The organism is Micromonospora sp. NPDC005203, assembly GCF_042872705.1.
Taxonomy (GTDB): domain Bacteria; phylum Actinomycetota; class Actinomycetes; order Mycobacteriales; family Micromonosporaceae; genus Micromonospora.
The window spans coordinates 23,262-43,840 of the sequence record NZ_JBIAKV010000009.1; the positions used below are offsets into that span (position 1 = coordinate 23,262).

At 69.0% G+C, this 20,579-nt stretch carries 15 protein-coding genes and 1 pseudogene; 10 read left to right on the plus strand and 6 right to left on the minus strand.

What is annotated here, in order from left to right; genetic code table 11:
• Positions 1-197: 197 nt before the first annotated feature.
• Positions 198-5,672 carry a biotin carboxylase N-terminal domain-containing protein gene (locus ACFYPM_RS20255; protein ID WP_387198967.1) on the plus strand — a complete coding sequence of 1,825 codons (5,475 nt, stop codon included), beginning with the start codon at positions 198-200 and terminating at the stop codon, positions 5,670-5,672.
• A 542-nt stretch (positions 5,673-6,214) separates the two neighbouring features.
• On the opposite strand, the pseudogene ACFYPM_RS20260 reads toward ACFYPM_RS20255, so the two are convergent.
• The 3 genes and pseudogenes from ACFYPM_RS20260 to ACFYPM_RS20270 all read right to left on the minus strand — a co-directional run.
• Positions 6,215-6,307: pseudogene (locus tag ACFYPM_RS20260) on the minus strand (transposase); the annotation flags it as partial.
• Between the two features lie 89 nt (positions 6,308-6,396).
• The gene (locus ACFYPM_RS20265) at positions 6,397-7,032 is read right to left on the minus strand and encodes an NADPH-dependent FMN reductase (protein WP_387198970.1); all 636 of its coding nucleotides are present in this window, start codon (positions 7,030-7,032) and stop codon (positions 6,397-6,399) included.
• 203 nt (positions 7,033-7,235) lie between these two features.
• Complete coding sequence (locus ACFYPM_RS20270; RefSeq protein WP_357252435.1) at positions 7,236-7,655, minus strand: nuclear transport factor 2 family protein; 420 nt, start codon at positions 7,653-7,655, stop codon at positions 7,236-7,238.
• A gap of 190 nt (positions 7,656-7,845) precedes the next feature.
• On the opposite strand from ACFYPM_RS20270, the gene ACFYPM_RS20275 reads away from it, so the two are divergent.
• Entirely contained in the window at positions 7,846-8,511 is a 666-nt protein-coding gene (locus ACFYPM_RS20275) for a flavodoxin family protein (RefSeq protein WP_387198973.1), read from the plus strand.
• 46 nt (positions 8,512-8,557) lie between these two features.
• Here the strand turns inward: ACFYPM_RS20275 and ACFYPM_RS20280 are convergent, their stop codons facing one another.
• Entirely contained in the window at positions 8,558-9,259 is a 702-nt protein-coding gene (locus ACFYPM_RS20280) for a TetR/AcrR family transcriptional regulator (protein WP_387198975.1), read from the minus strand.
• Between the two features lie 155 nt (positions 9,260-9,414).
• Between ACFYPM_RS20280 and ACFYPM_RS20285 the strand changes: the two genes are divergently transcribed.
• From ACFYPM_RS20285 to ACFYPM_RS20295, 3 genes are all read left to right on the plus strand, one after another.
• Positions 9,415-10,851: an MFS transporter gene (locus tag ACFYPM_RS20285; protein ID WP_387198979.1), complete on the plus strand. Its 1,437-nt coding sequence runs from the start codon at positions 9,415-9,417 to the stop codon at positions 10,849-10,851.
• Positions 10,852-10,872: 21 nt separating this feature from the next.
• Positions 10,873-11,568 carry an NAD(P)-dependent oxidoreductase gene (locus ACFYPM_RS20290; protein WP_387198982.1) on the plus strand — a complete coding sequence of 232 codons (696 nt, stop codon included), beginning with the start codon at positions 10,873-10,875 and terminating at the stop codon, positions 11,566-11,568.
• A 419-nt stretch (positions 11,569-11,987) separates the two neighbouring features.
• Positions 11,988-13,082, plus strand: a complete 1,095-nt coding sequence (locus ACFYPM_RS20295; RefSeq protein ID WP_387198984.1) for an IS701 family transposase — start codon at positions 11,988-11,990, stop codon at positions 13,080-13,082.
• A gap of 56 nt (positions 13,083-13,138) precedes the next feature.
• On the opposite strand, the gene ACFYPM_RS20300 is transcribed toward ACFYPM_RS20295, so the two are convergent.
• Positions 13,139-14,146, minus strand: a complete 1,008-nt coding sequence (locus ACFYPM_RS20300) for a 3-oxoacyl-ACP synthase III family protein (RefSeq protein WP_387198987.1) — start codon at positions 14,144-14,146, stop codon at positions 13,139-13,141.
• Positions 14,147-14,317: 171 nt separating this feature from the next.
• Here ACFYPM_RS20300 and ACFYPM_RS20305 point away from each other — a divergent pair, with 171 nt between their 5' ends.
• From ACFYPM_RS20305 to ACFYPM_RS20320, 4 genes are read left to right on the plus strand one after another with little or no spacing between them, the layout of a single operon-like run.
• Positions 14,318-15,334, plus strand: coding sequence for an amidohydrolase family protein (locus ACFYPM_RS20305; RefSeq protein WP_387198990.1), 1,017 nt, complete (start codon positions 14,318-14,320; stop codon positions 15,332-15,334).
• A 4-nt stretch (positions 15,335-15,338) separates the two neighbouring features.
• Positions 15,339-16,148 carry an arylamine N-acetyltransferase gene (locus ACFYPM_RS20310; RefSeq protein WP_357252416.1) on the plus strand — a complete coding sequence of 270 codons (810 nt, stop codon included), beginning with the start codon at positions 15,339-15,341 and terminating at the stop codon, positions 16,146-16,148.
• A 3-nt stretch (positions 16,149-16,151) separates the two neighbouring features.
• Positions 16,152-16,997 carry an arylamine N-acetyltransferase gene (locus tag ACFYPM_RS20315; RefSeq protein WP_387198993.1) on the plus strand — a complete coding sequence of 282 codons (846 nt, stop codon included), beginning with the start codon at positions 16,152-16,154 and terminating at the stop codon, positions 16,995-16,997.
• On the plus strand, positions 16,994-17,977 hold the full coding sequence (locus ACFYPM_RS20320; protein ID WP_387198995.1) for an NADPH:quinone reductase: 984 nt from the start codon (positions 16,994-16,996) through the stop codon (positions 17,975-17,977). The genes ACFYPM_RS20315 and ACFYPM_RS20320 overlap by 4 nt, the downstream gene beginning before the upstream one ends.
• An 11-nt stretch (positions 17,978-17,988) precedes the next feature.
• Here ACFYPM_RS20320 and ACFYPM_RS20325 read toward each other — a convergent pair whose 3' ends face one another.
• Positions 17,989-19,767, minus strand: coding sequence for a helix-turn-helix domain-containing protein (locus ACFYPM_RS20325; protein ID WP_387198998.1), 1,779 nt, complete (start codon positions 19,765-19,767; stop codon positions 17,989-17,991).
• Positions 19,768-20,031: 264 nt separating this feature from the next.
• Between ACFYPM_RS20325 and ACFYPM_RS20330 the strand changes: the two genes are divergently transcribed.
• The gene (locus tag ACFYPM_RS20330) at positions 20,032-20,574 is read left to right on the plus strand and encodes an SRPBCC family protein (protein WP_387199001.1); all 543 of its coding nucleotides are present in this window, start codon (positions 20,032-20,034) and stop codon (positions 20,572-20,574) included.
• The last annotated feature ends 5 nt before the right edge of the window (positions 20,575-20,579 follow it).

Genomic DNA, 20,579 nt, shown 5'->3' on the forward strand with positions numbered 1-20,579 from the left:
CGAGACTGCAACCAAGCCCCCGTTCGTACCGGCGCCCGGCATTGTCCAAGTCGACCCGTCGCGTCGCCGGACTGCCGTTGCTGATCATAATTTCCAGGCTGACCGTCGGGTTGGTAAGTCTCGGCGCGGCTCTGCTGCTGCGTCGATAGCCGGATCGAACCCGTCTTGTCGACGATTTCCGCTGAGGAGTGACTGGCGTGTTCACCCGTATCGCCATCGTCAACCGTGGTGAGGCGGCTCGCCGCCTGATCCACGCGGTCCGCGAGTGCAATGCCGAACACCGCGACCGCGAACCGATCCAGACCATTGCGCTGTACACCGATGGTGAACGGCACGCCGGTTTCGTGCGCGAGGCCGACCAGCGATACTGCCTTGGTCCCGCCTCGGCACGTCCGTACCTGGACCTGGCGGTGCTGGAGCGGGCGCTGACCGATACCGGGGCCGACGCCGCCTGGGCTGGTTGGGGTTTTGTCGCCGAGGATCCCGCATTTGTGGAACTGTGCGACCGGCTCGGGGTCACCTTCATCGGCCCGAGTGCGGAAGCGATGCGGGCACTGGGCGACAAGATCGGTGCGAAGCTGCTGGCCGAGCAGGTTGGTATCCCGGTCGCGGCGTGGGGCCGGGGACCCGTCCAGTCGCTTGACGCCGCCCTGGCGCAGGCGGCCGGAATCGGATATCCGTTGATGCTCAAGGCAACCGCCGGTGGCGGCGGCCGTGGCATCCGCATCGTCGGATCGCCCGACGAACTGCGCGATGCCTACGCCCGCACCAGCGAGGAGGCGACGCGAGCCTTCGGCAACGGGGTGGTGTTCCTCGAGCGGCTGGTCACCGGTGCCCGCCACGTCGAGGTGCAGGTGATTGCCGACGCGCACGGCACCGCCTGGGCCCTGGGGGTGCGTGACTGCACCGTGCAGCGGCGCAACCAGAAGATCATCGAGGAATCAGCCTCACCGCTGCTGAACCAGGAACAAATCGCGACGGTGAAGGATTCGGCCGAACGGCTCGCTCTGGCCGTCGGCTACCGCGGCGCGTGCACTGTCGAATTCCTGTACCAGCCGCAGGAGCAACTCTTCGCCTTTCTCGAGGTGAACACCCGACTGCAGGTCGAGCACCCGGTCACCGAGCTGACCACCGGCATCGATCTGGTGAAGGCACAGATCGAGGTGGCAGCCGGGCTGCCGTTGCGCGGCGATCGTCCGGTCGAACGTGGGCACGCCGTCGAGGCGCGGCTCAACGCCGAGGACGCCGACCGCGACTTCGCGCCCGCGCCGGGCCGTATTGAGCTGCTGCGCTGGCCTGGGGGACCAGGCGTGCGCATCGACACCGGTATCGTCGAAGGCGACGAGATACCACCGGATTTCGACTCGATGATCGCGAAGATCATTGCCTACGGTCGCGATCGTGACGAGGCACTGGCCCGGCTACGCCGCGCGGTCGCCGAGACCACAGTCGTCATTGAGGGCGGCGCCACCAACAAGAGCTTGCTGATGGCGCTGCTGGACGCCCCCGAGGTCATCGACGCCACCGCCGACACCCGCTGGGTGGATCGAGTCCGGGCAGCGGGTGGACTGAGTGCCATCCAGCAGGTCGGCATCGCCCTGGCCGCCGCCGCCATCGCCAGCTACGACGAGGAGGAGCAGGCGCGCAGGACCCGCCTGTGGGAAACCGGCCGCGGCGGACGGCCGCAAACTCTGGATGAACCCGCCCGGGCCGTCGAAGTGAAACTGGCAGGCCGCGGCTATCCGGTTACGGCTGCCCGCATCGGCGCGCACCGCTACCGGATCGGCATCGACGACGTCTCGTTCGACGCCGATATCGAACGGCAAGACCGGTACTCGAGCCGGCTGACAGTCGGCGACCGTAGCTACCGGATCATCACCGCGGTTCACGGCACGGTGCACGTCGTCGAGGTCGACGGCGTCGCGCACCGGGTCAGCCGGGACGAGGGCGGTGCGGTGCGGGCACCCGCACCCGCGCTGGTCGTGGCCACACCGGTGCCAGAAGGCGCCGAGATTGCCGCCGGCGCTCCGGTGCTCGTGCTGGAGAGCATGAAGATGGAGACCGTGCTACCCGCGCCGTTCGGCGCCCGGGTGCGCAAGCTGCTGGTCTCAGTCGGCAGCCAGGTCGACACGGGAACGCTACTGGCACAACTGGATCCAGTAGGGGAAGACGCCGACCCAGTGCGACACGATCCGGTCGACCTGATGCTGCCGCTATTGTCTGCCGACGACTCCGCGGCCCTCCGCGCGCAGCTGACGCTGAACGAATTGTCCAGCGCGGTACTGGGTTACGATCGAGCGGACGATGTGCATTCGGCGCTGTCGCTCTACCTGCGCGACCGTAGTGGCCTGGTGGCCGAACACGGCGCGCCCTTGGCCGGCGAAGCCGCCCTGATCGAGTCGTTCTGCGACATCGTCGAACTGTCCAGCCCGGAGCCGGAGGAGTCGTCGCACCGCAGCCGCCACGAGCAGCTGCACACCTACCTGCAAAGCCTGGACGTGAACCGAGGCGCGCTGTCACCGGGCTTCCGGCACACGCTGCACAGCGTCCTGGCTCGCTACGGAGTCACGGAAGTCGATCGCTCGCCTGAGCTGGAGCAGGCGCTGTATCGCATCGTACTGGCCTGCAGGCGCTTCGCTGACAGCTCCCGGGTAGTGCAGGAGCTGTTGAAGGTGTGGCTTGGTGAGCCGCGCCCGGTCGAGGACGGTATCCGCCCCGCGTTGGATCGGCTGATCAGAGTCGTCGCCGGCCGCTCGCCCCTGCTGGCAGATCTGGCTCGTAGCGTGGTGTTCCGCTGGTATCTGCACCCGGAGGCGGAGGGCGCCCGGGCGGCGATGCTGGCCGGGGTACCCGACGAGCTTCGGGCGCTCGCCGACATGCCGGAATCCCCCGAGCGCGCCCGGCGAATCGCGGCCATCGCCGACATTCCGGAATCACTGGACCGCATCGTGGTAGCAAGGCTGTTCCAGGACACCTATGCCCCGGTGGATCCATTGCTGGAGGTGCTGTGCCGCCGCCGTTACGGCGAGCAACGGCTGGGCGCGGTACGCACCCTCACTGTGGCCGGGCGGGCGTTCGTGGTCTGCGACTACCGGCTTGAGTTGCGCCCGCGCCACGCCGTGCCGACCGTCTGCGCCGCGACCGTAGGCCGGATGACGGACCTGCGCGAAGGCGCTTCTGGCACATTGGTGAGCACGCTACGTGATTTGCTCGACGCCGCACCGGCCAACCATGTGCGGGTGGCGGACCTCCTGCTGGCCTGGCCGGACGCGCCCGCCTCGGTCGAGGAGCGGGCGGCCGAACTGCTGGCCGCGCTGCGGCATGCCGGGCTGGCGCGGCATGCGCGCCGTATCAGCGTCGCGTTGCCACCTCTCGACGGCGGGCCGTTGGAACACTTCACGTTCCGGCGGCGCGCGACGGGCCTGGTGGAGGACACGGTGATCCGTGGTGTGCATCCGCTGATCGGGCGGCGGCTGCATCTCTGGCGGCTGCGCAACTTCCACCTGAACCAGCTTCCCGCACCGCCGGACATGCTGCTGTACCACGCCGTAGCCAGGGACAATCCGACCGATCAGCGACTGGTCGCCATGGCGCAGTTGCGACGCTTCGAACCGGTTCGCGACTCCGACGGGGCGATCATCGCCGTACGTGGTGCGGAGACCATCCTCAGCGTCTGCGCCGAGGCGGTCGCCAAGGCGCGCCGTGAGTTGGACCCGGCAGGGGACCGGCTGGATCTGAACCACCTCTGGCTCGATATTCGCCCGTTCATCGACGTCGACACGGCGCAGTTGGCGGACTGGCTACACGCCACCGCGCCGCAGATCGTGCGGGCCGGCATCCAGGACGTGGTGATGCACGGGCGGGTGCGCCAGCCCAACGACTCGTACGAATTCCAGGTCACCCGGTTCTGCTACGACCTCAGCGGTGGCACCGAAGTGTCGGTCGACTCTCCGCCGGTGGAACCGCTTGCGCCACTTAACGACTACGACCAGAAGGTGCTGCGGGTGCGCCGGCGCGGTGCGGTGTATCCCTACGAGCTGATCGACCTTGTGCGCGGCCCCGGAGGCGAGTTCACCGAATTCGACCTCGAAGGGGAGTCGCTCGTCGAGGTGGACCGGCCGCGCGGGCGCAACCGCGCGGGCATCGTGGTCGGGTTGGTGTCCACGCCAACCAAGCTGTATCCCGAGGGAGTACGCCGCGTCGCGCTGTTCGGGGATCCCCACCGGGCGTTGGGCGCGCTGGCTGAACCCGAGTGTGCCCGGATTGTCGCGGCACTGGACCTCGCTGAGCGGGAACGCGTGCCGGTGGAGTGGTATGCGATATCGGCGGGCGCACGGATCTCGATGGACTCCGGCACCGAGAACATGGACTGGGTGGCCCGGGCGCTGCGCCGGATAGTGCAGTTCACCCAGGACGGCGGCGAGATCAACATCGTCGTCGCCGGAATCAACGTCGGCGCTCAGCCGTACTGGAACGCCGAGGCGACGATGCTGATGCACACCAAGGGAATTCTGGTGATGACGCCCGCCGGTGCGATGGTGCTGACCGGCAAGCAGTCGCTCGATTTCTCCGGCGGTGTCTCGGCAGAGGACAACTTCGGGATCGGCGGCTACGCCCGGGTGATGGGACCCAACGGGCAGGCCCAGTACTTCGTCCCGACTCTGGCTGCGGCGCAGGAAATTCTGCTGAGCCACTACGCGCACACGTACGTGATCCAGGGCGAGCGGGGCCCACGCCGCGCGACGACCATCGACCCGGTTACCCGAGACGTCACCGCGTCCCCGCACCACCACCCCGACAGTGACTTCATCACCGTCGGCGACATCTTTTCCGCGACCGCGAATCCGGACCGCAAGAAGCCGTTCGCGATTCGCGCGGTGCTGCAGGCGGTCTCGGACCAGGACCACCCATTGGTGGAACGCTGGGCAGACATGGCCGAGGCTGAGACCGCGGTCGTGGCCGACTCCCGCATCGACGGTTGGCCGGTATGCCTGATCGGCATCGAGTCCGGTCCGGTCGCACGGCATGGCTTCCCACCTGCGGACGGACCTGAATCCTTCACCGCCGGAACGCTTTTCCCGTTGTCGTCGAAGAAGGTGGCGCGAGCGATCAACACCGCCAGCGGCAACCGTCCGGTGGTAATGCTGGCGAACCTGTCCGGGTTCGATGGATCGCCGGAGTCTCTGCGGCGGCTGCAACTTGAGTACGGCGCCGAAATCGGCCGCGCCATCGTCAACTTCGATGGCAAGGTGGTGTTCTGTGTCATTTCCCGCTACCACGGCGGTGCGTTTGTGGTGTTCTCCAAGGCGCTCAATCCGAACATGACCGTGCTCGCCGTCGAGGGCTCGTTCGCCTCGGTCATCGGCGGCGCCCCCGCCGCCGCGGTCGTTTTCGCCCGTACCGTCGACGCCCGCACCACCGACGATCCACGCATTCGCGGGCTCGAGCAGCGCATCGCCGCCAGTGATGTTGCGGAGAAACGCGCCGACCTGGTGACTGAACTCGCTGACCTGCGCACCGCTGTGCGAGCTGAGCACCTGTCCGCCCTGGCTGCAGAATTCGACAGGGTGCACAGCATCGAACGCGCGGTGCGGGTCGGCTCGGTCGATGCGGTCATACCGGCATCCGAACTGCGCGCGCGGATCGCGGCGGCGATCGAGCGGACAGGCTGACTATGACCACGGTCGGTGACACCGGAGGCAAGCATCGTTGCCGCTGCGCTGGTGTTTCGAGGGTGTGTTGGTGATCCGGATATAGCGAGGTCTCCGGCAGATGTTCCATCGACGATGGAAAGCATCTGCACGGAGACCTCGTGCACATCCATGCCGGTGGCCGGGCTACCGAATGCCGAAAATGGCTACGACGACGCCTGCCGCCAGGACAGACAGGCCGGCGCTCCGCCCGCGTAGCCACGCCCAGCGCCGCCAGGGTAGCCACGCCCAGCGGCCATGGTGCGTCCGGGCCGAACTCCAGCGGGTGCCCGCGAGGATCAGTGCCGCTGCCGACAGGCCGGCACCGACGGCCCACACCAGCGCCGGCACCACCTGCCGGGCGCCGACCGGGTACGCCAGGACCCCGATCCGGTAAGGCTCGTCCCACGAGCAGCCCTTCAGGCGTGCTGATGGGTACGCACGATGGTGGCGTCGACTCGGGCGTCCCAGTTGATGTCGTCGTCGAGTTCGGCCAACGCGATGACGTGAGCTTTGCGGCTGGCCCAGGTGCCGTCGGCCGCCCAGCGGCGCAACCGTTGGTAGGCGCTCTTCCATGGCCCATACCGTTCGGGCAGGTCACGCCGTGGCGAACCTGTCCCGGACAGCCGAGCGAACAGCGTCACGCATCGGCAACGGCGAATGCGAGACGGAGCCGCCGAATCCGCAGTCGCCCCAGCGCACGACACTAGGCCGACGTCAGCGCTGACATCATGCGCGTCTGGCCAGGCGCGAGTTCGCCTTCCGCGCGGGCCTTGTTCAGCGCGGTCGCCCACCAGGCGAGGTCGTCGAGCATGATTCGCAGACCGATGTCCGTCGCGCGGTCGAGCGGCTCCCCGGCTGTGGTGAAGGCCGTCTGTACGAAGGGCAGCAACACGGTGCTGCGCAGCGGCACGGCATCGGCCGCGATGACGATCTGCGCCAGATGCTGGACGGCCCGGCTGCCACCCCCGATGCCGGCGCTGTAGCCGACGGCTGCCACCGGCTTGTTCCGGAAGCCGAATGCGGGCCACACGCTGTCCATGGCGTTCTTCAGGCTGCCGGGCAGACTGTGGTGGTACTCCGGGGTGATGACGATGAAGGCGTCGGCCTCCCGCACCCTCGTGTTCCAGGCTCGCAGGACCGGGTCGGAGCAGGTGGGGTCGTCGATGTCGCCGACCGTACCCAGGTGTTCGGCGAACATCGGCAACGCCCAGTCCCGCAGATCAGCGATCTCGACCTCGAAGCCACCGTGCGCGTTGACCCGCGACGCCAGCCAGGGCAGGACCAGGTCGGCAGCCCGGACGGGGCGGATGCTGCCGACGACGACCAGGAGCTTCGTCATACCTGTTCTCCGTATCCGTCGGGCCCGGCGGCGGCCTGAGGACCGCGCGCCGGGCGGATCTACTCGCCGGTGCGGATGCGGGCCCGTTCACCGGAAGGCAGCGGGCCGGCGCGGCGCGGGACCGGCGCCGTTCCCGGCGAAGGACCGCGTAGGAGGCCGCCGCCAGGTGGCCGGGCTGGGCACCGCAGGGTCCACCCGCCTCGTCAGTGCGGGAGTTCGCCCGCGGTCTTGATGCCTGCCGGGTTGCTGATAAGGCAGCGCCAGGCGCCATCGGCGCCGCGCCGGAGCACATCGACGGCGGTGCCTTCGATACGCAGGTGCTTGCCATCCGGGGTGGTTCCCTCGTGCACGTAGTCGTTGATCAGCAGGGCGATGTCCCCGGTGATGTACTGGTGGCGGATGGCGACCTTGATAGGCAGGAAGTGCGGGAGCTTCTCCTGGTTGCGTGCGCGCCGTTCGTCGCCGGCCAGGACCTCGCCGGGGGCCAGGACCAGCAGCGCGTCGGGCTCGAAGAGTTCCTCGAGCAGGTCGAGGTTGCGGGTGTTGAAGGCGTGCTCGAACAGCGGCACGAGTTCCTCGGGATCGGCCGGTGCGGTGAGCGGCTTCTCGGGTGCGTTCGACATGGGTCGCAGCACATCGGGACCGGGACGCGCCGGTCAACGGTGGCGGCCCGGTTGTGTCAGGTCGGGGGCGGAAACGGCCCGGAGGTGACTAACTAAGGTTCGTGCCGTTTGTCGGCGCGGTCGCGGTCGACAGGATGCCCGTAGATGGTCCGTGCGATGCCCAGGCGCATCGACCCGTGAGGAGCGTTCTGTGATCAAGGTGGCAATCGTCTTCCACTCCCGCAGCGGGAATACCTACCAGCTCGCCGTGGCCGCGGCCGCCGCGGCGGTGAAGGCTGGCGCCGAAGCGCAGCTCTACAGGGTTCCCGACCTGCCCAATCCCATCGTGTTGGACCGCAAGGCGTACGCCGAGCTCAACGCCGAGACGGCGGACGTGCCGGTGGCGACCATGGCGGATCTGGTGGCGGCTGACGCCATCATGATTGGCACGCCGGTGCACTTCGGCCTGCCGGCTCCGCAGATTATCGACTTCATCGACCACTCCGGCCCGGTTGCCATTCCGGGCGACCTGGCCAACAAGGTGGTGGGCGTTTTCGCGTCCGGCTCGATGCCGCACGCTGGCGCGCAGACGGCCATCCTGGCTCTGCACAACGTCATCTGCCACTGGGGTGCGCTGATCGTGCCCAACGGTTCCAGCGTCGCGGTGCTGGGGCTGCCGAACAACGGCGCCCCGTACGGCACGTGCAGCGTTTCCCGGCACGAGGCGAGCAACGTCCACGAGGACAACCTCGCGGCGATCGAGTACCAGGCGCTGCGTCTGGTCGAGGTGGCCGCCGCATTCAAGATCGGCCGGGAGCAGACCACCTCGGCGATCCAGTACGTGGGTCACGAGGTGCTGAAGAAGTACGACCTCTGATTCCCGTTCCGGACCGGCCCGCACATGGTGCGGGCCGGTCCGGCGTTTATCGGGCCTGGTTGCCGGGCGGGCGGATGCGGGCGGCGAGGCCGTCCAGCACGTACGCCAGCCCGAGCTGGAAGTTTCCGGCCCAGTCGTCGTCGAGCAGGTGCTGTTGCGCGACCAGGGTCGGGTAGAGGGCACGCTGGTCGTCCAGTAACCGCTGACCCTCCTGACGTTCCTCGGCCGACCAGCGCAGCGCGGTCTGGCTGCCTGCGGACCCCTGGACATGGCTGTACAGGACCCAGCTCGCCGCGGCGACGTCGCGATGGCCGAATCCGGCCCGGGTCAGGGCGGCTTGGAGAAATTCCATCCAGGACAGGAAGCCGGGGCCGACGGCGGGACGCTGCCGCAGGGGGAGCGCCGCCGACCATGGGTGTCGCAGCAGTGTCTCGCGCCAGTTGGTGAGCTGGGCGGTGATGTCCGCCCGCCAGTCGTCGCTGTGTTGCTCCGGTGCCGACTCGGCGAACACCGTGTCGACCGCCAGGTCGAGCACGTCGTCCTTGGTGTCGAGGTGCCAGTACAGCGTCGTCGTGCCGACGCCCAGATGCTCGGCGAGCCGGCGCATGGTGAGCTGACCGACGCCGTCCCGATCGAGCAGCTCGACGGCGGCGGTCGCGATGCGCGTGAGGCTCAGTGGCGGGTTGTGGTGACGTGGCGAGGTGGTCCTGAGCCACACACCCTTGCCGGGACGTGCCTGACCGACCATGGCGTCACCTGCCTTCCGAGCCCTCGCTTGGCCGTTCTCAAGGTGAGCGTAGTACATTGGTCGGGCACCGGAACAACGTTCTGGTGCCCGACCGGCGTTCTAGTGGCTCTTGCGCGAGCCCGGCCAGGGGGGCGAGTGCGACAGAAGTGAACGACGTGACCACGGCGGCACCAGCGGCGACCCGCTCGCGATGGATCCTGGCGACGATCTGCCTGACGCAACTGATGATCGTGCTCGATTCGACCATCGTGAGCATCGCGTTGCCGTCCGCGCAGGACGCTCTCCAGATGTCGGACGGGGTCCGGCAGTGGGTGATTACGGCCTACGTCCTGCCGTTCGGCGCGCTGCTCCTGGCCGGCGGCCGGATCAGCGGCATCGTCGGGCACCCCAGGGCACTGGTCTGGGGGCTGGCCGGCTTCGCCGTGGCCTCGGCCCTGGCCGGCTCCGCGCCGAACGCGCCGGCGCTCATCGCCGGGCGGGCACTACAGGGATGCTGCGCGGCCCTGCTCGCGCCGGCCGCGCTCGCGTTGCTCGCCACGATATTCGCCGAGGGACGGGAGCGGGGTCGGGCCTTCGCGGCGTTCGCGGCGGTGAGCGCGGCCGGCTCGGCCATCGGCCTGATCGCGGGCGGCCTGCTCACCGAGTACGCGGGCTGGCGCTGGTGCCTGTTCATCAACCTGGTGATCGTGCCGATCGGCCTGTTCGGCGCTCGTGCGCTGCCGCGGGGGGAGCGCCTCACCGGCGGCCGTTTCCCAGCAGCCACCGAGGTCCTGCTGAGCGTGGCGTCGGTGGTCACGGTGGTGGCCGGGTTCAGCGCGGGAGCGTCACACGGCTGGGCGGACCCGCACACGCTCATCCTGCTGCTGGCCGGCGGGGCACTGCTCGCGGCTTTCGTCGTGGTGGAACGCCGGTCCCGCGACCCGCTGGTGCCCCCGCGCATCGTCGCTCACCGTCGGCGCGGCGGCGCCCTTCTCACCGTCTTCCTGCTACAGCTGGCGCTGTTCGGCTGCTACCTGTTCATGACCTACTTCACCCAGACGGTGCTGGGTTATTCCCCCGTCCGGGCCGGTCTGGTCCTGGTGGTGACGAGCGTGGGCGCGGTGGCCGGCGCGGTGGTCGCCGGACTCTTACCCGGCCGTGTGTCGACCTGGGTGATCACCGCGCCGGGCCTGCTGGCCCTCGGCGCCGGCATCCTGATCCTGTCCCGGGCACGGGCGGACACCCCCGATGTCTTCCTGCTCTACCTGCTGCCGGCACAGATCCTCGCCGGGATGGGCCTTGGCTCTGTGCTCACCCCGCTGACCAGCGAGGTGACCGCAGGCACCGACTCCGCCGGCAGCGGCGTCGCGTCGGGCCTCTACAACGCCGTGCAGCAGGTCGGGGCGGCGGTGGGCACCGCTCTGTTCAACACCGTCGCGACCAGCACCACCGCGGCGCTGCTGATCGGCCCGGACACCGACGCCCCGACGCGGAATGAGGCGACGGTGACCGGCTACGCGACGGCGCTGATCGTCGCGGCCGGCGTCGTGCTCGGCGCGGTCGTCGTGGCCTGGACGACCGGCCGGCCGGACCATCGATCGGTAGGAACGTAAGTCAAGAAGAGGTGAGGTTCGATGAAACTCGTGGTGTTCGGCGCGAACGGCCCGACCGGCCGGCTGACGACGGAGATGGCACTGGCTCGGGGGCACCTCGTCACGGCGGTGACCCGCCGCCCGGGGTCCTTCCCGCTCAGTGGAGCGGGGCTGCGGGTGGTCGGCACGGATGTGCTGGACGCGGCCGCGGTGGACGCTGTGATCGCGGGGCAGCAGGCGGTCATTTCCAGTCTCGGCATTCCGTACACCAAGCAGACGGTACGGGTCTACTCGCAGGGGGCGGCCAACATCATCGCCGCGATGAAGGACCACGGCCTGCGCCGACTGGTCTGCGTGACGTCGACCGGCACCACCGGCGAGCACGCCGAGGGTGAGACGTTCACCTTCAAGAAGATCATCGCGCCGATCCTGCTCCGGATGGGCCGGACCGTCTACGACGACATGGCCCGGATGGAGAAGCTGGTCAGGGCGAGCGGCCTGGACTGGACGGTGATCCGTCCCGCCGGTCTGTTCGACGGCGACGTCATCACCGACTACCGCGCCGAGCCGCGCCGGCTGCCCGGCCGGTTCACGTCCCGCATCGATCTGGCTGACCTGCTGATTCGCGAGGCGACCGAAGACAATCACCTCGGTCAGTTCATCGACGTGGTCACGACCGCCGGCGCCCCGACGTTCGCTCAGATGTTCGTCCGGGAAGCGCTTCACATCGGCAAGTGAACGGCATCGCCCCGGCTGCCGCGACAGCAGCGGCCGGGGCGACGGTTGGCTGCCCAGGCAGGCCCATCAGCCGGGAGATGGTCCGGGCGGGGAGGTCGACCGCGGTCATCAGGTCGCCTGTACCGGGCGTGGACGCCGCGCGGTCAGCCGGCTGCGGTCACCAGGGCAGCACGTGGATTCCACCAGGAGAGACCGATCTACAAGGCCCGTCGTGGACGACCCGGGCGGGCCTCAGCATTTGCCGGCAACCGATTATGTCAGGATCAGCGCCGTCCGACTCGCTCTCTCCGGCGTCATCGCGTGAGATGCGCCTCCGGCAACCACCGCTGCCGCAAAGGCGGTGCTGTCAGCACCTCGACCCTCCCCGCTGCGCATTACAAGCTCATTGTGTTCGCCGCTGGGTGCCCCGAGGAGGCAGGATGCGTCTGCACGACGACGTCACGGACTTGTGTACGGACATCTTGGCCGGACTGCCGCGGAGTGACCAACGCAGGCGTGGCACGGAATACATCCGAGGACTCCTCCTGACCCGTGGGCGTAAATCGATCCGCAACATTGCCGCCATATCGGCAGAACCTGCGGCGGAGCAGGCGTTGCACCATTTCGTAAGCGATTCCACCTGGGACTGGATGCCGGTCCGCCAGGCACTCACCGGCCATGTCACCCGGGTTGCCAACGTGTCGGCCTGGGTGCTGCACCCGACGTTGATCCGCAAGGCCGGGACGCACTCGGTGGGGGTAGGCCGGAAGTATTCGCCGGGCCTGGGACAGTCGCTCAACGCGCAGCACGCCGTGGGCCTCTGGGCCGCCACGCCCGACTTCGTCGCCCCGGTCAACTGGCGTCTGCACCTCAACGAGGACTGGCTGGCCGACGAGCACCGCCGGCGGCGCGCGGCCATCCCGGACGACATGGTCGCGCAGTCCCTGGGCGCCTGCACCGTGGAGACCTATCTCGAACTGGGCGTTGCGGCGGACGATCTCGTGCTGGTCGACGCACGGGAGATGGAGGCCGGGACCGTCATCCGCCGGCTCCGCGCCAGTGGCGCGCCGGTGCTGATCCGCATCCCGGCCGGTCTGCGCCTCGTCGCCGCCGGGCGGTCGGCCAGCGAGTGCGCCGGTGCCCTGGCGGCGGCGGCACGGCACAGCCGGCGGCCGGTCTTTGGCCTGACGGCGAATCCGCCGGTGCTGGCCGGCACCGTCGCGGTTCGGTTGCCCAGCACCCGGGCACACGACCCACTGCTCATGGTCGAGCTCAGCGCGCCCGGCGGGTCCGGTCCCGGCCAGTTGTGGCTGACCAGCCGCGGCGATGTCGGCCTTGCTGACCTGGTCCGCCTGACGTCGTTGGTCCCACGGGTGGGACACGATCTGGAGATGACCGGTGACCGGGTGGGTCTGCGCGCCTTCACCGGTCGCTCGTACCGGGGCTGGCACCGACACGTCACGCTGGCCTCGGCGGCGCACACCGTCCTCGCGGCGCGGGGCCGCGCGGAACCGGCCCTCCGGCGTACGTCCTGAGCGATGGGCGCCCGCCGCGCCTAGCGCGGCGGGCGCCCGCCGTACCCGAGTTCCTTCTACCGGGCCGCCTGCAGAAGAGTCATCCCCATGGTCATCCCGCCACCAAAGGCGGCGAGGAGTAGCAGGTCACCGGGTCGGACCGCACCGGAGCGGCGCAGCTGGTCGTAGGTGATCGGTACCGACGCCGCCCCGGTGTTGCCGTAGACGCCCAACGTGGTGGCGAACCGCTCGAACGACACTCCGAGCTGATCCGCCATGGTGGCGAGGATCCGTCCGTTGGCCTGGTGTGACACCAGGTGGCTGATCTCCTGCGGCCGTATCCCGTGCTCGGAGAGGAACCCGGCGATGCCGGGGGTTACGTGGTCGTCGATGAAGTCGCGTACACCGCGCCCGTCCATGGTGAAGTAGTGCGAGCCGTCACGCATGGTTTGCTCCGAGGCCGGCAAGCGGCTGCCGCCAGCGGCCACCCCGACCAGGCCGTGCGCCTCGCTGAAGCTGACCAGCCGGGTGGCAAGGATGCTGTGCGTCGCGCCGACGCCGATCACCGCGGCTCCGGCCCCGTCACCGAAGAGGACCGTCGTGCGGCGATCGCGCGGGGACAGGATGCGCGAGTAGACGTCGGCGCCGATCACCAGCGCCGGGCGGTCGCCATTCGCGGCCACCAGCCGCTCGGCGACGGCCAGGCCATAGCTGAAGCCGCTGCACACCGCGTTGATATCAAACGCGACCGTGCCGCGACCAGCTCCGATCTCGCTCGCGACGATGCTGGCGGTGGGGGGCTGCGGGGAATCCGGGGTCGAGGTGGCCACGACGACGAGCGCCAGGTCGGCGGCGTCGATGCCGGCATCCGCGAGGGCCATTCGCGCGGCGCTGATCGCGAGGTCAGAGGTCGCCTCGTCGGCCTTGGCCCATCGCCGTTCCCGGATCGCCGTCTTCTCGAACACCCAGTCGCCGGTCACGCCGGCGTGCTCGGCCGCCTCGGCGTTTGTCACCACCCTGCCCGGCAGATAAGAGCCGGTGCCGAGCACGCCGACCGGCCGTTCGCCTCGTGGAAATGTGAGCATTCACCAAATCCATTCCTTCGCCGGAGCCCGTCGACGAAAGCGATACGGACGGGCACGGATTCTGTCGCCAAATGTATGGCACCCGGACCGCCCGAGCAACAGTCGGAAGAGAGGTGACACATTAGCTCCGGCGTACTTGGCAGGGACATGTGCGATTGCAAGAATTCGAATGTGGACGTCAACCCCGACAACGAGCCGGCCGGATCGCCGTGGATGGATGCCATCGACGTGCACCACCACATCATTCCCGACTTTTACAGCGCGGCGGTCCGCGATATGGGCGGCGTCGCGGTGCTTTCCGGTGTCGATCGGCCGTCCTGGAGCGTCGCCAGCAGTCTCGCCATGATGGATCGGCAGGGAATACGCGCGGCCGTGGTCAACCTGTGGCCGGGTGTGCCGATGCTGGAGCGTTCCCGATCCCGCGCTTTCGCGCGCCGACTGAACGAGTATCTCGCCACATTCGTGGCCGACGGCGCCGGCCGTTTCGGCGCGTTCGCGGTGCTGCCGTTCCCGCACCTCGACGACTGCGTCGAGGAGTTCGTGTACGCGATCGACGTGCTCGGCCTCGACGGGCTCGGGCTGCTGACCAACTACGACGGCCTCTACGTCGGGGACCGTCGGCTCGATCCGCTGCTGGCCGAGGCCGAGCGGCGGCGCACACCGATCTTCATCCACCCGGGAGTTCCGCCCTCGGTCGGTCAGCCCACCTTCGGCCTGCCGCTCTCCCTCTACGAGTTCCCGTTCGAGTCGGTGCGGCTGGCCGCCCAGCTTCTCTACAACGGCACCCTGGAACGATTCCCTGACCTGCCGATGATCCTGCCGCACGGCGGTGGTGGGATCAGCTACTACGCCGACCGGCTCACCTATGGCTCGATCATCAACGGCGAGCTCGCCGCCCGCCTCCCCGACGATCCGATCGCCGCGCTCCGACGGTTGTATTTCGACGTGGCGATGTGTGGTGGCCGGCACTCGTTCGCCTCACTCCGGCTCTTCGCCAACGTCGAACGGATCTTGGTCGGCTCCGACTACCCGTTCATGCCGGAGAGCTTTGGCGCCTCGAACGGTGAGGGAGTGGCTCGCCTCGCGCAGTTCGACCCGGCGGAATGGACCGCGGTCAATCGCGCCAACGCGGAGAGGCTCTTTCCCCGATTCCGCCCCACGGAGAGCTTCCCATCCACAGAGAGGTGAAGACATGCTCGACGACACGACGGTCGCCGCGTACCTGGACCGGATCGGCACCTCGCGGCCGGAGCGTCTCGACGCCGACGCGCTGCGGCTGCTGCACGCGCGACACTCGCTGACGGTGCCGTTCGAGACCATCGACTACCACCTTGGCAAGGAGATCTTCGTCGACGAGCGCGTGGTCGAGAAGATCGTGTACCAGCGCCGGGGCGGCGGCTGCGGGGAGATCAACACCTCGTTCCACTATCTGCTTGAATCGCTGGGCTTCGACATCACCATGCACCAGGGCCGGGTCTGGCTCGGGCAGGAATTCACGCCCCCGTACAACCACTCCGTGAGCACCGTGCGGTTCGGTGACGATCGGTGGCTGGTCGATGTGGGGCTGGGGCGCAGTAGTCGCTATCCGCTGTTGCTGGAGTCGCCGCAGCCGCAGGACGACCCGCACGGCACCTTCTCGACCAAGCGGGTCGCCGACAACGCCACCGACGTCTACCGAGCCGACGTGTTGCAGTTCCGCTTCTACGACGAGCCGATCGTGGCCAGCGACGGCATGCAGGTCGTGTGGTGGTACCGCACCTCGCCCGACTCGCCCTTCCTGAAGAACCTGTCCACCACGCTGCCGACGGAGAACGGGCGGGTCATCCTGCGCGAGAACAAGCTCGTGGTGATCGACGGGGATCAGCGGCGGATCGAACGGATCACCAACGACGAGGATCTGCTGGCGGCGTACGACAAGTACTTCGGCATCACGCTCGACAAGCCGCCGGTGCCGAGCCCGCACGCCAACAAGTCAATGCGTATGTCGTACGAACAGGACTGATACGTGCTGACCGAGCAGCAAGTACAGGACTACCTGGTCCGGATCGGTGCCGACCGGCCCGAGCGCCCGGACCTCGCCGCACTGCGTGACCTGCAGGAGCGTCACACCCTCACGGTGCCGTTTGAGAGCCTCGACTATCACCTCGGTCACGAGATCTACATGGACGAGCGGATCGTGGACAAGGTGGTGTACCGGCGGCGGGGCGGCGGCTGCTACGAGATCAACACCGCTTTCTACCTGCTGTTGCAGGCACTGAACTTCCCGGTGACGCTGCACCAGTGCCGGGTCTGGATCTCCGGGCGGTTCACCGCCCCGCACAATCACGTGATGATGACCGTCCACTTCCCGGACACCGGCTCACGCTGGATGTCCGACGTCGGCTTCGGCAAGAGCAGTCGTCTTCCGATGCGGCTCGGCACGACCGAGCCGCACGTGGATCCGCACGGCCGGTTCAGCACACGACGCCCGGAGCCGGACACCACCGACGTGTACCGCAACGATCTGCTGCAGTACCGCTTCTATGACGAGCCGGCCGAGTTGCCAGACTTCCGGCAGAACCTGTGGTGGTACCGCACCCATCCGGCGTCACCGTTCCTGCAGAACATGTTCTGCTCCCTGCCCCTGGAGAATGGCCGCGTCACCCTGCAGGGCAACAAGCTGACCGTCCTCGCCGACGGCCGGCAGACCACCGAGACCCTGGTCGGCGACGCCGCCGTGCTCGAGGCGTACCAGCGCTGGTTCGGGATCACCCTGGACGAGCCCCCGGCGCCCGGTCCGTACGCCGACGATTCCATGCGCATGTCCTTCTTCCAGAGTGACGACGGCCTCAAGAGCCTGGTGCTGCGGTGACGACCGTGCGTGCCGCGTACATCGACCGGCTCGGGCCGGCCGCCGCGATCCGGTACGGCGACCTGCCCACGCCGCGTCCCGGACCGACCGATGTGCTTGTCGACGTCGTGGCCACGACGGTCAATCATGTCGACACGTTTGTCCGCTCGGGCGCGTTCCGGACGCACGTCCCGCTGCCGTTCGTCGTGGGCCGCGACCTGGTCGGTGTGGTCGCACGTTCCGGTGATGGTGTCGCCGAGTTCCACGCCGGGGACCGGGTCTGGTGCAACAGCCTCGGCCACGGAGGCCGCCAGGGCGCCGCGGCGCAGCGGGTCGTGGTGCCCGCGGATCGGCTCTATCACCTGCCTGCGGAGGCGTCGGCGGAGGCGGTAACCGTGCTGCATCCGGCCGCGACCGCGTACCTGGCGTTGGCCGTGCACGGACGCCTGCGTCCCGGCGAGACGGTAGTGGTCGGCGGGGGCGGCGGCAACGTCGGCACGGCGTTGATCACGCTCGCGGTGGCCCTGGGAGGTCGCGTGGTGGCGACCGCCGCGCCCCGGGACGAGACGTTCTGCCGGTCCGCGGGTGCTGCCGAGGTCATCGACTACGCGGCGCCCGATCTCGGGGAACGGTTGTCGGCGGCCTGCCCGGGGGGCATCGACATCTACCTGGACACCTCCGGCACGAACGATTTGGATCTGGTGGTCGGGCGGCTCGCGGCCCGCGGCCGGATCGTGTTGCTCGCCGGTGCCCGAGCCAGGCCGGCACTGCCCGTCGGTGACCTCTACATGATGGATCGGTCGATCGTCGGCTTCGTCATCTCGCACGCGACGACCGCCGAGCTCGCGGAGGCTGCCGGCGCCGTCAACCGGCTGCTGGCCGCGGGCCGGCTGAACCCACGGGAGGTGGTCCGCATCCCATTGTCCGACATGGCGAAGGCGCACCAGATGGTGGAGGACGGAGAGATGCGCGGGCGCCGGGCACTCGTCGTACCCGGCTGACCCGGCGGGTGTCACAGCTCGGTGAGCAGGCGGTGGAGGCGGAGCGCGAGCTGTATCTCCAGTGCCCGTGACGGGCGCTGCCAGGTCGGGCCGAGCAGCCGCGTCACCCGCTCCAGCCGCCGGGTGACGGTGTTCGGGTGCATGTGCAGCAGTTTCGCCGCGTTGGTCGGGCTGCGCCCGGACTGGAAGTACGCGTCGAGCGTTCGGCCCAGGTCGCCGTTGCGGTGCCGGTCGTAGTCCAGGATCGGCTGGAGCGTGGTGTCGATGAACTGGTCGATGCCCTCCCGCCCGGCCAGCAGCATCGGCAGGAAACCGAGCTCCTGCACGGATACGCCACGGCCGCCCAGGTCCATCAGGATCATGATTTCCAGGCAGCGCAGGGCCTGCCGGTACCGTGCGGCCACGCCCACGGGGCCGGAGCTGGGGTTGGAGGCGGCTGCTGTCACCGGCCGGCCGAAGAGCGATCCCGACTCGTCGGCGGCCGTTCGGGCGACCTCGGCCGGGTCGGTGTCTCCCGGCAGCAGCAGCACGATGTCGCCGTCGTGCATGGCGGACAGCCCACCGCTACGGGCGGCGAATGCAGCGCTCCACACCGACGCCCAGTGCGGGCTGACGCCGTCCGGACGCAGGACCACCACGACGTACGGCCGGTCCAGGTGGACGCCGAGCCTGCGGGCCTGATCCACGAGTGTGTCGGCGGGCTTCGGCGTGGTGATCATTTCATTGAGCAGCGCCCGCCGGGCCTGACTCTCCATGCTGTCGTCGAGTTGCCGCAGGATGACCGCCGCCGCCTGGCCGATCAGGAGCAGTAGCTGGTGATCCGGCTCGCCCGGGGCTTTGTCGATCTCGACGAACAGGCTTCCCATTCGCCGGTCACCGGCCAGTACCGGGACCACCCAGGAACGCACGTCGCGGGCGATCGGATCCCGACCGGTGGCGGCCGGACCAGGGAGCGCCTCGGTGAGGCCGCCGCCTCCGGCCGCGGGGCGGCTGACGGCGACCACGAGGCCGTCGGTGGTGCACAGACGCACTGATCCGCCGATCCGCCGGTCCGCCTCGTCGACGAAAGCCTGTGCGTCACCCCTAGCCACGGCCAGGTCGATGAAGCCGTAGTGCACCGAGCGCAGAGCCTGTAGCCGGTCCAGGTCGGCGGCGGCGCGGGCGGACTGCTGCTCGAGCCCGTAGAGCCGGGCGATCGCGAGGTCGAGCAGTTGCGTCTTTTCCATCGCCGCACCGGCCAGCCGGGCGAACGAGGTCAGCTGGATGCGCTCGCTGACGATGATCGCCCGGGGCCGCCGGTCGCTGAGGTACAGCGCGGTGACCGAACGGCGGGGGGCGGATCCGTGAACGCGGCCGAGTCGTACGGCGATCACCGGGTGCAACGGTTCCTCGCGGGGATCGCGCGGGCCGACCCCGGGCTGTCCGGCGGCCCCCCGGGCATCGTCCGAGAGGCACCAGAGAGACGAGCCGTCAAGCAGCGCCGCAGCGGACGGGTGGCTCCCCGGCAGGCGCAGTTCGTTGCCCATGCCGGAGCCGTCCATCGCGCGTACCGTGATCGCGGGCCCCTCCTCGGTCACGACGGCGACGAATGCGACCGGTGCGTCGAGCAGCCGCCGCCCCTGACGGGCGATGTCCTGGAGCAGGGTTCCCTCGTCCTGCGGTGGCGCGAGACCCTGCACCTGGCCGGCGACTCCGTCCGGCTCAGCGACGTGCACGGATCCGTAACGTCGGTGGTCCGACAGCACCGGTTCCGCAAGCACGGTGGTGCCTTCGTCGATCTTCGTAGACATGACTCTCCCCGTGTCCATAGTCGCGTCCCGGGCGTTGGCGCGCGGCACCTCCCGACGATGCCGAGCGGGTGTGCATGTCGCATCACCCACCGTCACGCCGCGCACCTGGATCGCTACCCGAGATCCAGGCTAGAGCGTCGGACGGCGCGAAGAATATGGCGTGAATCAAGTAATTCGCCGGTCGGCGCGAGCGACGGTGGCGACCTGATGGATCAGCTCCGAACGCTTTGACCCTCCCGGAAGTCGTTACCGACGATTCTCCCCATGGCCCACACCGAGACCACCACGCCACTGTTCGAATCACAGGCGGAACTCATCGTCGAAGCCACCCCGACCGAGGTGTACGCGCTCGTCAGCGACCTTCCCCGCAGCCGGGAGTGGAGCCCCGAGTGCACCGGAGGCGAGTGGATCAGCGGCACCCCCGGTACGCCCGGCGCGGTGTTCCGCGGGCACAACCTGCGCGGCGAGGACGTCGTTTCCTGGGCGCCGGTCGTGCGCGGCACCTGGACCACCGAGGCGGAGATCCACACGGCCGTCCCCGGCACGGAGTTCAGCTGGGCGATGCGAGACAGCCAGGGCCGTGCCCAGACGAGCGTGTGGGCCTTCCGGATGATCCGGGAGCCGAACGGCTGCCGGCTCGTGCACCACTTCCGGATGGATGCGCCCACCGAGGGGATCCGAAAGATCACCCAGGACATGGGCGACGACGAGCGCCGGCGGTTCATCACCGAGTGGGGCGCCAAGGTCGGCGCCGACCTGCACGAGACGCTGCGCCGCATCAAAGCGATCGTCGAGAGCGAGCGGTAGGAGTC

What these genes read in the sequence shown, in the direction of transcription:
- ACFYPM_RS20295 (WP_387198984.1), top strand. Translation starts at nt 11,988, where the DNA reads ATGCGTCTGCACGACGACGTCACGGACTTGTGTACGGACATCTTGGCC.
- ACFYPM_RS20310 (WP_357252416.1), top strand. Translation starts at nt 15,339, where the DNA reads ATGCTCGACGACACGACGGTCGCCGCGTACCTGGACCGGATCGGCACC.
- ACFYPM_RS20290 (WP_387198982.1), top strand. Translation starts at nt 10,873, where the DNA reads ATGAAACTCGTGGTGTTCGGCGCGAACGGCCCGACCGGCCGGCTGACG.
- ACFYPM_RS20265 (WP_387198970.1), bottom strand. Translation starts at nt 7,032, where the DNA reads ATGACGAAGCTCCTGGTCGTCGTCGGCAGCATCCGCCCCGTCCGGGCT.
- ACFYPM_RS20300 (WP_387198987.1), bottom strand. Translation starts at nt 14,146, where the DNA reads ATGCTCACATTTCCACGAGGCGAACGGCCGGTCGGCGTGCTCGGCACC.
- ACFYPM_RS20325 (WP_387198998.1), bottom strand. Translation starts at nt 19,767, where the DNA reads ATGTCTACGAAGATCGACGAAGGCACCACCGTGCTTGCGGAACCGGTG.
- ACFYPM_RS20270 (WP_357252435.1), bottom strand. Translation starts at nt 7,655, where the DNA reads ATGTCGAACGCACCCGAGAAGCCGCTCACCGCACCGGCCGATCCCGAG.
- ACFYPM_RS20330 (WP_387199001.1), top strand. Translation starts at nt 20,032, where the DNA reads ATGGCCCACACCGAGACCACCACGCCACTGTTCGAATCACAGGCGGAA.
- ACFYPM_RS20280 (WP_387198975.1), bottom strand. Translation starts at nt 9,259, where the DNA reads ATGGTCGGTCAGGCACGTCCCGGCAAGGGTGTGTGGCTCAGGACCACC.